Raw genomic sequence first — 14,420 nt, 5'->3', positions numbered from 1 at the left:
AAAAACTAAATCCTACGTCTACAACGTTCTATAACCTTCCATAACCTTCTATATAGAAGAATTTAAGAGTAAACTTAGCTTATGTTAATAGCAATAGAATTTGATAATTTTTTTTAATTAATTCATTTAATTTGTTAAATTTTGATCTAAAAACTCTATAAAAGAACAAATTACTTATCTTAGTGGTTTCAGGTGTGGCAAAGTATAACATTCTTCTTCGTGTTATTAGGTTTTTTATCAAAACATATTGGATAAAACTTGACATGATTTAAGTTATCGATATGCTTGCGTTTTTTACTTCTTATAGTTGCTATGCGGTTTTTTAAAAAATTTGTCGTATTTTTACTAGCCCTTTTCTTATTTATTAGCTTTTTCTTTTGGCTCTTAACTAAAGCGATTAGTCCATCAATACTTAAAGATTTTGTAACTTCTAAGGTAAAAATTTATACTGCACAACCTTGTGAAATTGAGGGCAATATAAGCTGGCAGTTATTCCCGCGGCCTAGTGTTAAAATAGAATCTATTCGTATTGGTAACCAAGATCCGTTAAGCCCTTATCAGATAAATTTAGGACAATTATTTTTTAATTTAAGACTATCAGCTTTATTGCAAGGTAAAATTGTATTTGATGAAATTAAAATTAACGATTTTACAGCAGATATAAACGCTAATTATAAACAAACGCCTATAAAAGCCTCATATAATATCCCTGCTAGTTCTTTAGAAAAAAATATTGATGAAAAATTTGCCATAGAGAGATTATTAATAACCAATGGAAAGATAAAGACTACAATAAATAATCAATTACTTACTTTAAATGCCTTACAATTACGAGTTGAGCAAATCAATTTAGAGCAAAATTTATTTCCTTTTCAAATAAAAGCTCATATAAATTATGATGTTAAACCGCAAACTATTAATGCACAGTTACAATTTAAAGGGGATGCAAATTTAACTGCTGATTCAATTAAACAACTAGAAACAGCATTAAAATCCACCTTAATTCGTGGGCAACTTCTTATTCAAAATCTAAAAATCGGACGATTTAAAATAAGCCAAATAGGTGCAAACACAAGCTTTAAGCAGGCTATTATCTCTTTAAATCCCCTTACCCTTAAACTTTATCAAGGCGAAGCGATTGGCGATTTAAGCTTTAATTTTTTATCAAAATTATTAAAAATTAATCAAACAGCAACTGGCGTAAATGGGGCTCGCCTAACGCTTGCCTTATTTAATCAGGCGCTAATTAAAGGCAAATTAGATTTTTCCCTCCACAGTCAATCAAATCTCGCAAATCAGGATTGGTTAGCTACGACAATAGGAAACGGTAATATTAGTCTTCATCAGGGTACACTTGAGATTCTAGATTTAGATAAAGTAATTAAAAAAGTAAGTATTAAAATTAGTAAGGCTCAAGAAAATAAGGAATCAACGTTAAATTTAGACAAAGAATCCCAAGATAATACTTTAATTTTTAAAGGTCCAACACCACTTAAACTTATGGCAATTCAGTACCGGCTTACCCATAAAATGTTATTTAGTGATACCTTACTGTTGCAGACTAATATGCTACAGTTAAAAGGTGAAGGTGAAATGAATCTAACTAATTACAATTTAATCAGTCATCTTTTGGCAACTTTAACTGTTGAAGATAGCAAATTAAACAATATTCAAGAATTGCTAGGCGGCGGATTTCCATTAATCGTTCAAGGCACTTTAAGCCAGCCAACTATTTTACCTGACTTTAGAAAAATAAACGCAAGCTTAGCTAAAGTTTGGATTAAGGATACTATCGCTAAGCCTGTATTAAAAATAAAAGAGCAGCTCGTTGCATTTTTCAATCATTAGTTATGAATAACGAAATTATTTATCAAAATTTTAGTGAACCGCTATTGCACTGGTTTGACCAGTACGGACGTAAAAACTTGCCCTGGCAACATCCAAGATCAGCCTATCAGGTTTGGGTTTCTGAGATAATGTTACAACAAACACAAGTTCAAACCGTTATACCCTATTTTAAACGTTTTATGGCAAGTTTTCCCACTGTTAGTCATTTAGCAAATGCTACTGAAGATGCTGTTTTAGCACACTGGTCAGGTTTAGGATATTACAGTCGTGCTAGAAACCTCCATAAAGCTGCAAAAATAATTGTTGAAAAGTATCTAGATCAATTTCCCAATAATCTTAGTCAGCTTATAGAACTACCTGGTATCGGCCCTTCTACGGCCGCTGCTATCGCATCGCTAGCTTTTAATCAATCATCAGCTATTTTAGATGGTAACGTAAAAAGAGTTTTAACTCGGTATTTTATGATTGATGGTTGGCCTGAGCAAAGTGATGTGAAAAAAAAATTATGGAGTCTTGCTAATCAATGCATGCCAAAACAGCGTTGCGCCGATTATACTCAAGCAATCATGGACTTAGGAGCAACCTGTTGTACAGTAAGAAAACCTGTCTGTGTCCAATGCCCAGTTCAGGCAACTTGTCTTGCGCATTTAAATCAAAAAGAAGAACTTTATCCTTTTAAGAAAATTAAAAAACCACTACCTACAAAAAAACAATATTTTTTCTTATTATACACTGACGATAATAAGATTTATTTAGAGAAACGTCCTCCGACTGGGCTATGGGGCGGCCTTTGGTGCTTACCTACTTGTAGTACGGAAACGCAACCCTTAGAGTATTTGGCTCGTTATCAAATCAACAATCCTAATATACAGCCACTACTAAACTTTAGACATACTTTTAGCCATTTCCACTTGGATTTGGTTCCACTAGCACTTAAAATAATCTCACTACCTGATCAGGTCGCTGAGAATACAGGAAAATGGTTTAAAATAAGTCAATTAACAGAAATAGGTTTGGCTAAACCTATTAATCAAATAATCCTCAATTTTTTAGACGTAAAGCAAAATGATATATCTTAATAATTTCGCTTACCCCAATTAGGAAAGATAGCCTGCTGTAGACTAATTTCATGCTAGTTAATGAGTTCCATTTTATCTTTGCTATTAAATCCGACATAAAATAAAATAATTATTGCTAATAATAACAATCCTATCTCACCTAAGTATAAATTGGTGATTGGCAAATCCTTCCACTGACTTAATAAATAATAAAACAAAATAATAACTATACCCGAGAGGCTATTAAACAGTGATTGCACTCGGCCCTGATAGGCAATATCAGTCATTTCCTGGGCTAAAGTTGTAATTAATGCCCATGATGAAAATGAAAAGCCAATTAAAAAATGATAAAAAATAGCTAAATTATTATCTAATGTATGACTAAACAAATAAAAACCTACTATCCCTAGAATAACTTGTCCAATAATGACTTTTAAAACAGAAAAGTAAGAGGCACAGTAAGGTGCAATAAAACCGCCTAAGATGATACCTAATGATAATCCTGATTCAAGCCAACCAAATTGACCTACACTACTATGCAAAACAGTTTTGGCATACGGCGCTAATAAAACAGGTGCAGTCATATAACTTATAAAAAATAAGCCTTGTGTTAAATAAATAAGAAATAGTGGCAATCTTTGTTTTATGTAATGCCATCCCTGAACAAATTGCAAACCAAATGATTCATTAGTCAAAGATTTTTGCGCCCGTTGTGGTAACTTAATTTTTATTAGGATTACTGTTGCCAACAAATAACAAAGGGCATTTATCATAAAGCAAGCGGTAAAAGAGGTCGTCGCTAAAATAAGCCCAGCGCATCCCATGCCTGCAACAGCGCCTATTTCATAAGCCATATCGGCAAGTGCATTGCCATAGAGTAAATCTTTATTAGAAACTAACTCACGTACGAAACTCATCGCTGCTGGAACATATGCTGCTAAAAGCGTCCCTAAAACTGCTGCTAATATATAAATTGCTAGTGGTGTTTCATAATCATTTCCTAAAAGGGCAAAGCCAAAAAGACAAATAGTTCGGGCGGCGTTAACAGCTATTAATAAATATTGCCGATTCCATCTATCTACCAAGACGCCACATAAAGAGCCAAATAAAACGTTAGGCAGCCAAAAACATGTCATTAATAAAGCTGTAGAAACGACTGAAGCATCAAAATGCATCAGCACCCAAACCATAATAATGTATGTTAAGCCATTACCAAACATAGCTAACATACAGCTTAATGTGTATTGCCTAAAGCTTTTTTGGCGCAAAAGGCGATATTGTTCTTTAAACATAGCAATACCATCATCAAAGAATTAGATTAATTAGATGGCTTCCTGCGCTCGCAAAGATGCTAACAACTTATTCGATATGTCCTCTTAAAGAGGTGACATTATGTGAAGATTAATGAGCGTAGGCTACCCATCAAATATTAAAGCAAGGTGCCTGATTTTCTTGTTATTAGTAACAATCTGTTCATGAGATTAAACGAAAGTGTTATTATCAAATCAAAATGAATTTAAAAGAAAATTTCTGTTTTATATTAACACAAAAATTAATTACTGCCAAATTAGAAAGTACTAAGAAACTCGATTTTAATTATCTCTAATAGTTAAAATTCAGCCTTTTTACCGAACCAATATTTAAAAATATTGTTAAAGAAAATAGCAATATCATTGTGTTGTTATCTAAATCAAGTATCATAAATATTCTATTGACTCTATTACTATAGAAAATTAACGAGCAGTAATTTACTCGGAGAAGTGGTTTGCAGAATATCTAATAACAGTATTGAGAAATAAAATGTCTAGTTTTTTTTTAATCTTAGTTAATTTTGCAGCATTGCTCTGGTCAGCAAGTCACCTAGTCTCAGGTGCGTCTGGATTAGCTTATTATTATCGCCTACCGCCGCTATTAATAGGTTTTACCTTAGTTGCCTTAGGTACATCAGCACCTGAAATTATGATAGCAATTCGTGCTTCTTTCGATGGTTTGACTGATATTGCTGTAGGCAATGCTATTGGCTCTAATATTGCTAATATTGGGTTTGTGCTTGGCCTTATTGCACTAATAAGACCTCTTAAAGTTCAATCGTCTTTCTTGCAACGTGAATTTCCTTTACTTTTTATAGCGATGTTATTTATCTATTCACTCATGCTGGATGGTTACATAAGTATTATTGATAGTTGTTTATCATTATTAGTATGCTTACTATTTATCGGCTATTTATTATATACGCTCAAAAATTCGACTGCAGAGCGACAGATTGCTGAAGAATTTCGTCAAGCTACTTTACGCAAACATTCATTACGAAATTATATACTTAGCTTATGCGTAGGTCTTATCGTAGTTCCTATTAGCGCAAAATTCCTTGTTATTAATAGCTCGCACTTAGCTCATCAATTCGGACTTAGGGATTTATTTATTGGACTAACTTTAACAGCTGTAGGCAGTAGCTTACCTGAACTTACTACATCTATTCTAGCAATTAGAAAAGGGGCTGATGATATAGCTATAGGGACAATTTTAGGCGCCAATGTATTTAATTTACTTGCAGTATTGGTCTTTCCTGGAATTATTCATCCCGCCTTAATTAGCCATGCCATTTTATGGCGGGATATGCCAGTTATGTTTCTAACCACACTTATTCTTTTATGGATTAACACTCGCCATAAAAAAATTACACGTTGGCATGGTGGTCTTTTAATTTTGGTCTATTGTTGCTATATCATGTCACTTATTATTAGCGCAACACATTAAAGAATGGCTTAAACACTTTCGATTGTTTTTGTAGTCATTAAAATTTTTACCGCTTCAACCGCTTCAGGTTGTCCTTGAGCAGCAGCGCGCCTTATCCAATACCAGGCTTTTCGACGATCCTCAACTACTCCTCTGCCATAATAATACATATAACCTATTGCATATTGAGCATCACATTGGCCCTTGTGAGCTTCAGGTTTTAAGCGGATAAATGCTTTACGATAATCTCCTGCTTTGAAACAGCTGATACCTTGGGAAAAATCAGACGATCTTATACTTACACAAGCTATTAATACTATACTTAGTACTGCCAACAGAGCCATTCGAACAACTCTCTGCATAACGTTATTCCTCACTGATTAAAGGCTTTGCTGGTTTATTAAAGAGCAATTCAATTTTTGGTAAACTTAAGCTCTCTAAAGAACCATTATATAAAACAACCACTCCATTTTCATTAATACGTTTAACTACTGCGCCACCAGGTAGTGTATCACCAACTAGATAAGATCGCTCTTCTCCTGTGGTATCTTTAATAATAACTTGAGAAGCTTCGGGATTAAGTGAAAACATAATACCTACTAACTCCACATCCAGCGTTGATTCTTTGATATCTGCCTCATTAATCACTGGTATATAATCGCCGAAAAGAGGCTTAGTAAAAACAATTGAGTTATTAGTAATTTTAATTTGTTTAGAGTTAACAAAAGTAGGCTGCACTGTTACATTTTCTGCCAAGTCCTGTTGTAGAAAATTCATTATCTGATAAAGAAATAAGCTTGTCATAATAAGGAAAATTATTATAGCAATTAATTTTTGGGATTCAGACACAGATAAAAACAATTTTCGCCATTCCATAAATTCATTTATAACCTAAAAACTAACATACTTAAGCATACTTAGTAACCTTATTCTATAAAGTATAGTTATCTAAAGCAAAAATTAATTATAAAATCCAACGTTTAATCATTATCCATTAAGTTAAATCAAAGATAAACCCGAAAGGTATATGGATATGTATTATAGGATTAGCAGAGTTAAGCTTTGCAAGAGCCCCTTTAATGTATTAAAATTATACAAATTGACCTTTATTTAATTTATATGCCTAATTATAATATTCGCCGCGCAGATCTTAAAGTTCCGAACATGCGATTTAAATCGAACAATAAGGATGTTACAAGACCTATAACCGATCGTGAGCACGCTGTCATACAAAATACGCGATGGGGCGCCATGGCTACATTGAATATGTTACACCCTGGATCGCCGTTGTTCCCTGCAGCCCAAGTGGATGGCGTTACTGCTTTACCTGAAGAGGGTAAGCAACAAATGGAGTTAAAAGCTGAGTACATATATAAAATGTTTAAGGAAGGCGTTGGTTGTTTAGCATTGCAAGAGGTACCTGATCCTTCAAGCCAAAACTTTAAATATTTAATCAATAAATTAAAAGAGCTTGACCGCGGTTCTAATTTAATTGATACAGATGCCTTAGCGTCACAATGGCAAAAAACAAGGGGACATAAGTTTGGCACGTCACTTTTATATAATCCTAGGGTGTTTACACTATCGAAAGAAGCAAAACCCATTTTAGATAATCGTGGAGCACGCTATGAATTAACCCATAATGTAACAGGGGAAAAAGTCCCCTTAGCCAATCTGCATGGGCATTTTAGAGAGCAAGCCAAAACGACTAAATATATCAATAACTTTAATGGCATTTGCCTAGGGGATTCTAATGTTTCTGACTTCAAGCCAAGCACTGATCCTCAAACTATTCAATCTGCTGAAAAGCCTACAGTACAAATTAATGGCCAAACTCGTTCCGCTAGAACATTTGATATTTTTCAAGATAATATTAGTAGAAAATTTGACCCTAATTTTACGCCAAACACGACAAATATAGTTAAATCACCTGGCATACCACCTTCTGGATTCAAACCTCAAATCATACCAATAGATAGAGCTCTAGCTAAAAACCAATTAGCTAGCTTTTTAAATTATCTTAAACAAACAAATAATCATGCTTTAATTGAAAATGGTAGAATTAAAGGCGTGCAATTGACTACACCACAAGGAAGTAAACAATCACAAATAAAGATTAGTAATCAGCAAGTCTATCAAGCTTACGAAAACTTCAGAAAACTTAAAAAGCAAACAATGTCACCTATGAGTCAGCCACCTACTCAAATAAAATATTCGGGAGCATTAGTCCTTAAAAATCATAGAGGGGATAATTACGTAACGAGCGTTGATACCCTCAGTGATGGTAGTTATAGAATTAATGGGTTGAATTGTCGAGGTGAGCCTCGCTCTATCACCATTGATAAAACCGGTAAAGCTAGAGGATTTCATAATACTTTTTTAACGCCTGCTGAAATGCAGATGTATCAAGAAAGGAAAGCCATTTTCACGCATTTTAACATAGACCCTTCAGTCTCATTAAGTAGTAAGCTTCCTGAAGTAATACCGTCAAAACCTAAGACATTAGTCATTAATGGTCATGGAGCTAAGCTTTCTGAAACAATATCGCTCGATAAGCAGCATAGTATTACCACGCCTGGAAAAATGGAGAACAATTATGTCGTTAGCTTTACTGACGGACATCGTCATTTAGAAGAAATGACTCACAAAGGACAGATTTGGCCTATTACCGATGGTAATGGAGCACAACTCAATTGGCATCAGTATCAAGATACAGTTCATAATATTCGTATCTCGCCTCTCCAAAGTAACTACAATTTTTTAACATTTAAAAATTCGTTAATTGAAGGTAAAACAGGATGGGAAAAGCTAACAACACCACCTCATGATGTTCTTGAACGTGGTGCCTTAGCTGTTAAACAACAAGATGGCAAAATTGTTATTTACGAAGGCCAAGCGCTAAGAAACTATTTACAAAGTAATAATAAGTCAGATAAACCAATCTGTTTTTGCGATAAAGAGCTTGGTAAAATAAAGCCGCTAGGTACTACTAGCCTTGCTGAGATTTATAGTGCTGTATCATTAATTGATGAATTTAAAGCCTCAGGTACAAATATCGTTGTTGCAACATGTAGCCCTACTACAGAAAAAAATGTTAACTCAATAACGGTAAGAACTGACATGCCAGCTATGCCTTTTCAAGCTAGGCAAGGTACTGATTTTAAGCCAACCGCGACTAAATTTACTCTTCGAGATCCCTATGGTAATAACTACGTAACCAGCGTCGAACCATTTAATGGTGGTTATAGAATAAATGGCGAAAACTGCCGAGGTGAGCCACGTTCATTAATTATAGACAAGAATGGTATTCCTCAGGGTCATACGCCAGGAAGATTAAGCATTGTCGAAAGACAGATGTTTGAGAATAAAGATAAAATATTAGCTCACTTCAATACGCCTGTAGCGTTACCAAATCCCACGACTGATTTTCTTAACAAGTTAAACCAACATATCAATGTACTTTCAGCGCAGACAACGGGGCCAAGTTCTACAACACAAAATTTTAAATCACAAATGGCTAATGCATGTAGTTCTGTTCCGCAAGAAGTGAGAATCCATGCAGCTAAAAAAATGATTCAAGCATTACAGGAACCCACAAATAACAATATAAAGTTCTCTATTGATGAGGTAAAAGCGTTAAGATCGTTTCCATTAGGAAACTACCTTAAAGATTTTGAAAAAAATCACTCTTTACCAAGACAATTTTTAAGAGATGAAGCTCAAATGAGTAATTCAAATTTACAAAAGTTAGATTATTCTTCTGGCCAACTATCTTACTAATCTAATAAACTAACTAACTATTTAAGTTATGAGATTAATAATTAATTAACTTAGACTCTGCTAAACTTCTTTCAATAGTTAACTAGATTTTGTTTGGAAAATAAAATAAGGAAATTACAGAATGACTTATCAACAAGAACCATTTATGGTATTAGCCACAATGTCACGTTGGTATGTAATCTCTCGCGCTATACATACTGTTGCACAGCTTGGAATAGCTAATTATCTGTCAGAAGTCCCTATAACAGTAGAAGAGCTAGCAGAAAAAACCCAGACAAAACCAGAATTATTAGCTCGCTTGTTAAGATTTTTAAGTGCTTACAAGATCGTTAAATCTCACCAAACTGGTTACTCTCTAACGGAGTTATCTAAACCACTACGTGATGATGATCCTCATTCTATACGTGAAGTCTTATGTATGGTTGATGATAGTTGGTGGCAAGCTTTTTCTAAACTGGATGTGAGTTTGAAAACGGGAGAATCCGCTTTTTACCATCAACATCATGATCATTTTTTTAATTTTTTAAGTAAAAATCCACAAAAACAAGCCAATTTTGATCGTGGAATGGCCAAGTTATCAACTTATGATGATGACACCATTAGCAAGGTATATGATTTTTCTCAAGTAAAGAGTATTGTTGATATGGGCGGTGGCCGAGGTGGTATGGTTAAATCGATTGTTAAGCATTATCCTTTAGTTAGAACGATACTCTTTGATACCCCCTTTGTTATTGATCAACTAAACCCAGATGATTTTCCACCCAATGTGGAATTAGTTGCTGGCGATTTTTTAAAAGAGATACCACTTGCTGACGCTTATTTATTTAAAGGCGTATTACATGACTTTAATGATCAACTCATGCAACAAATAATTACAAATTGTGCTAACCGAATGCCTAAAACAGCGAGCTTATTTATTGCCGAACAAGTCATGCCAGATGATGACGAACCGCATCCTAATAAAACCATGGATATTGTCATGATGGTATTATTAAATGGCAGACAACGTACACTAACCGAATGGCGAAAGACAATTGAACCATTAGGTTTTCACTTTGAAGAGAGCTATAGCACATCAAGTTTATTTACTTTAATGAAATTTAGCATAGCCTAGATAGTTTCTATAGCATAGTTCACTAAGCTTAGATGAGATGCAAGAGGTGAAAGAACTATAATTAATACACGACTAAAGCCTAAAGAACTTGCAACGTAATATAAATTTACAGGCGATGCTAAATTATTTATTGCCAGTTATGGAGCACTGACTGGAAAAGATATTTTGGGTCAAACTGAGTTTTTAAATTTTTCCAGTCATCATAGCGATGCTCAAAATGTCTTTGCCAATAATGGTTATTTACTTCTTTACCTAAATAACCAGATAGATAACGCTTGCCGCCTTGCGGTAAAAATCGTTTATCAAGATTTTCTATCGCTTCTAAACAACTAGGTATTAACGCAGCAGGTATACCAGGATTTAAAATCATTACTGCAAAAATATCCTCCTCGGACGGTAACATAAGAAACCCATTTGGTTGCTTAGAAGCAATTGGAACAACTTGTAAAATAGGGACATAGTGCAAAGGTAGAGAAGCTAAGAAGTCCTGAAAATTCTCAAATAATACCTGCTTAGGGACAAAGCATTCATACCAAGGATGAGGTAGTTCCCATTGGCCTGTTAACTTCATTAATTGAAAACGGCCATCATGACGATGTAAATAATTTTTAATAGGTTCATCTTGTATATGCAAAATCTTCCAAGGACTAACTTGTGGAATACTAGAAAGTTCCGGCGCTCGCTCTGTAAACTCCATTGAAACATGTAAAGCAAATAACCATTGTGCAAAGGGTTTTCTACCAGCTGAGGTTAATTTTGCACCCTGAACTGCGGGAGAACAAAAACATTCTATATAATCGGCACATTGTCTAAATAAAGCTAAATCATGCAGCCATTCTTTTTCATCTAGGTAAGCTAAGAAAAAGGTTCGAACCTGATTTTTACAGGGCTTAAGCTTAATACAAGCCTTTGTAATTATACCAAATTGGCCCTGCCCCCCTAAGCATGCATGAAATAGTGCTGAATTAGAATCAACTTGTAAAAGATTACCATCAGCTGTAATGATTTCTAACGCTTGCACATGATTTACCGCACTGCCATATTGAAATGAAGCGGCCCCTACGCCGCCAACAGATAATACGCCGCCGATTGATAAGCCGCAATTATAAGGCGTAATATAGGGTATTTGATTATGTTGTAACGATATATCTATCAATGCTGACCAACTTGCATTGCCATCAACCCAAATTAATTGATCTTCACACCCGTAAATAGAATCAAGCATTACTGTATTTATTATAACGCCAGCTAAAGATAAAGACTGCCCACACTGACTCAGACCATTACCTCGAATGGTCATTGGTAAGTTGTTTTCATTAGCAAAGGCTACAAATTCTTGCAGTGATTTCATATCTTTTGGAATAAATATTGCTTTTGCCTCTGCGGAAATTAATCTACCAAAGTCTTCCTTAAAGGAATTTAAATGATCTGCATCCTCGTAAAAAGAGGTAGGAAATTTTTGTTTACATTGCTGTAAATGATGCTGCTCCCAAGTCCTTTTTTGCATGCTCTATCCTTAATATCCCTTTCTTATTAAATGTATCAGACAAACTAATAAACAGCTAATAAGTAGGTTAACTTAAACCTTAATAATTTATCTTTATGGTAATGTGCTAAATTAAACTATCTAATTAAATTTTCAATGAAAAACTATGAATTATTAAATTGTTGGGATATTAATTAGCTGCTAGTTGCTATCCATTATTTAAAAATTGACTTTAACACAAGATACCTGCTTAGGGGTAACCACTTTATTTTACCTTCAATAGCTAATGCTTGAAGTTAGAGTTACCATTCCCTTACTTTACCTTCATGCCAAAAAAGGCCAGATTTTTTTGATAAGTGTACTAAATCATATAATTCTTGGGCAACGGTACTTGCTAATTTTGGGGCATTTTGTGTTCCCATATCTGTTTTTACCCAGCCTGGGTCAAAACTTGAAACAATAATATTAGAAAGCCTCTCAGCTAATAATTTTGTATACATATTCAGACAAACTTTAGATAGCTTATAAAGCGGTGCGTAAGGTGAATCATTTGAACTAAAAGCGCCCCACCCAGATGATATGTTGATAATTTGACCTTGATTAACGATTTTTTTTAAGCAACTTTCAGTTAATTCAATTGTACCAAAAACATTAATATCGAATGTTTTTCTAAGCTCGTCTAAATTGATCTTTACCTCCTGCCAATGATCTAGTAAGACTGCAGCATTATTAATTAAAACATCAATTGAACCTATTTGATTGACAAAGTGAGTTATGGCTTGAGAATTTGCTAAATTAAGCGCATGAATAGTTAAGCCTGGATGTTTTAACTTACTGTGGCCTGTAGTCGATGTTCCAATAACCTGCCAACCTTTATCAAGAAATAGCTTAGCAGTTTCTAAACCAATACCTCGACTGGCACCGGTAATTAATATTTTTTTCATCATGATAATACACTTAATAAGCAATTCTTTTAACTATAGTCGATGTAAGTTAATTTAAATATTAAATTTTTAAGCGACTTGATTTCTTTATTTTTATTAAGATATTCTGCTTACGCTAAAAATTATATTAGGAGTAACAATGAAACGGATTTTAACTACAGGCTTATGTCTATTGGCCTTGCAAAGCTATGCAGATATTTTCTCTTCTGCTGAAATTGACTTACTTAAAAAAAATTTTCTTGCCAATATTAATGATCAAGGCGCTGTAGTCGCTTCACCGTCTCAAGTTTATCCCAACTATTATTTTGATTGGATTCGAGATGCAGCAATCACGATGGATTTAATTGAAACTTGGTATGAGAAAGATCATCATTTTGAAGATAAGCAAAGACTTTTAAATTATGTTAATTGGACTCAAAAAGTTCAAAATCAAATTGATCCTCTACCTGGCCAGCATATCCTAGGTGAGCCTAAATTTTACTTAAATGGCTTGCCTTTTGATGGCCCTTGGGGCCGCCCGCAACATGATGGGCCTGCACTTAGGGCTCTCACTCAAATTCATTTTGCCCAAGTTTTACTTAAAGATAATGAGTTAGATTATGTCAATACTCATCTTTATAATGCAAACCCTCTCTCTTCATCGCCAGGTACTATCACAACTGATTTAGATTTTGTGGCTACGCATTGGCAAGAAGATAACTTTGACTTATGGGAAGAAGTTTATGGCCATCATTTCTTTACCGAAATGGTACAAAGGAAAGCCTTGCTAGAAGGCGCTCAATTAGCAAGACAACTTCATGATGAATCACGCGCTATTTATTATGAAACAGAAGCAAAACGGATTACCCAAGATCTTAATTTATTTATTGATAAAAAAAATAAAATTATTCAAGCAACTCGCCCGCCCCATCCTGGCCGACAAAAGACACTAGAATTAGATACCTCAGTAATATTAGCCACTTTATTAGGTAATACGCATGATAATGTCTTCGCTCCAGCAGATGATTATATTAAAAATACTGCCTTAGCATTAAAGGAGCAATTTCAAACCTATCCCATTAATGCAGGTCATACTGATGGTATTTTATTTGGTCGTTATATTGATGACCTCTATGATGGCTATGGTGATAGCGAAGGAAACCCTTGGTTTATTCTAACAGCAACTATGGCAGAATATTACTATACGATAGGGACTATGTTACCTAACAAAGATAAAGCACTTTTCACTTCTTATCTAAAACAAGGCGATCAATACCTAAACTTAATTAAAAAATATGCACCTAATTTATATATCAGTGAACAGATAAATCGCTACACAGGTGAACAACAAGGTGCTTATTCATTGACCTGGAGCTATATCTCTGTATTACGAGCTATAAAAGTACGTGAGCAATTAAATAATATGATTGTAGCAAGCTAATTTCCTAATTAACTCAAAAATTAATACCGCGGTA

The 14,420-nt window shown here is 34.3% G+C and carries 11 protein-coding genes; 6 read left to right on the top strand and 5 right to left on the bottom strand.

The features are described from left to right. The first annotated feature begins 312 nt into the window (after nucleotides 1-312). Nucleotides 313-1,848, top strand: coding sequence for an AsmA family protein (locus ACQUW5_RS10730; RefSeq protein WP_444991247.1), 1,536 nt, complete (start codon nucleotides 313-315; stop codon nucleotides 1,846-1,848). Nucleotides 1,849-1,850: 2 nt separating this feature from the next. Continuing rightward, nucleotides 1,851-2,927 (top strand): A/G-specific adenine glycosylase, encoded by a 1,077-nt coding sequence (gene mutY / locus ACQUW5_RS10725; RefSeq protein ID WP_444991246.1) that lies wholly within the window; start codon nucleotides 1,851-1,853, stop codon nucleotides 2,925-2,927. A gap of 53 nt (nucleotides 2,928-2,980) precedes the next feature. On the opposite strand, the gene ACQUW5_RS10720 is transcribed toward mutY, so the two are convergent. Continuing rightward, the gene (locus ACQUW5_RS10720) at nucleotides 2,981-4,198 is read right to left on the bottom strand and encodes an MFS transporter (RefSeq protein ID WP_444991245.1); all 1,218 of its coding nucleotides are present in this window, start codon (nucleotides 4,196-4,198) and stop codon (nucleotides 2,981-2,983) included. A gap of 508 nt (nucleotides 4,199-4,706) precedes the next feature. On the opposite strand from ACQUW5_RS10720, the gene ACQUW5_RS10715 reads away from it, so the two are divergent. Beyond that, a complete protein-coding gene (locus tag ACQUW5_RS10715; protein WP_444991244.1) occupies nucleotides 4,707-5,663 on the top strand; it encodes a calcium/sodium antiporter in 957 nt (318 codons plus the stop codon). Between the two features lie 8 nt (nucleotides 5,664-5,671). On the opposite strand, the gene ACQUW5_RS10710 is transcribed toward ACQUW5_RS10715, so the two are convergent. Next, nucleotides 5,672-6,004 (bottom strand): tetratricopeptide repeat protein, encoded by a 333-nt coding sequence (locus ACQUW5_RS10710; protein WP_444991243.1) that lies wholly within the window; start codon nucleotides 6,002-6,004, stop codon nucleotides 5,672-5,674. A gap of 4 nt (nucleotides 6,005-6,008) precedes the next feature. Then, entirely contained in the window at nucleotides 6,009-6,518 is a 510-nt protein-coding gene (locus ACQUW5_RS10705) for a type II secretion system protein N (protein ID WP_444991242.1), read from the bottom strand. 288 nt (nucleotides 6,519-6,806) lie between these two features. Between ACQUW5_RS10705 and ACQUW5_RS10700 the strand changes: the two genes are divergently transcribed. Both ACQUW5_RS10700 and ACQUW5_RS10695 read left to right on the top strand, forming a co-directional pair. Beyond that, nucleotides 6,807-9,422, top strand: a complete 2,616-nt coding sequence (locus ACQUW5_RS10700) for a hypothetical protein (RefSeq protein ID WP_444991241.1) — start codon at nucleotides 6,807-6,809, stop codon at nucleotides 9,420-9,422. 121 nt (nucleotides 9,423-9,543) lie between these two features. Continuing rightward, a complete protein-coding gene (locus ACQUW5_RS10695; RefSeq protein WP_444991240.1) occupies nucleotides 9,544-10,536 on the top strand; it encodes a methyltransferase in 993 nt (330 codons plus the stop codon). A 127-nt stretch (nucleotides 10,537-10,663) separates the two neighbouring features. Here ACQUW5_RS10695 and ACQUW5_RS10690 read toward each other — a convergent pair whose 3' ends face one another. Next, on the bottom strand, nucleotides 10,664-12,043 hold the full coding sequence (locus ACQUW5_RS10690; RefSeq protein ID WP_444991239.1) for an FAD-binding protein: 1,380 nt from the start codon (nucleotides 12,041-12,043) through the stop codon (nucleotides 10,664-10,666). 281 nt (nucleotides 12,044-12,324) lie between these two features. Further along, a complete protein-coding gene (locus ACQUW5_RS10685; RefSeq protein WP_444991314.1) occupies nucleotides 12,325-12,966 on the bottom strand; it encodes an SDR family NAD(P)-dependent oxidoreductase in 642 nt (213 codons plus the stop codon). Between the two features lie 139 nt (nucleotides 12,967-13,105). Here ACQUW5_RS10685 and ACQUW5_RS10680 point away from each other — a divergent pair, with 139 nt between their 5' ends. Then, entirely contained in the window at nucleotides 13,106-14,386 is a 1,281-nt protein-coding gene (locus ACQUW5_RS10680; RefSeq protein ID WP_444991238.1) for a glycoside hydrolase family 15 protein, read from the top strand. The last annotated feature ends 34 nt before the right edge of the window (nucleotides 14,387-14,420 follow it).

Source organism: Legionella pelazae (genome assembly GCF_052527395.1).
Note: the sequence above shows the minus strand (reverse complement) of the source record. Positions and strands in the feature narration are given on the sequence as shown.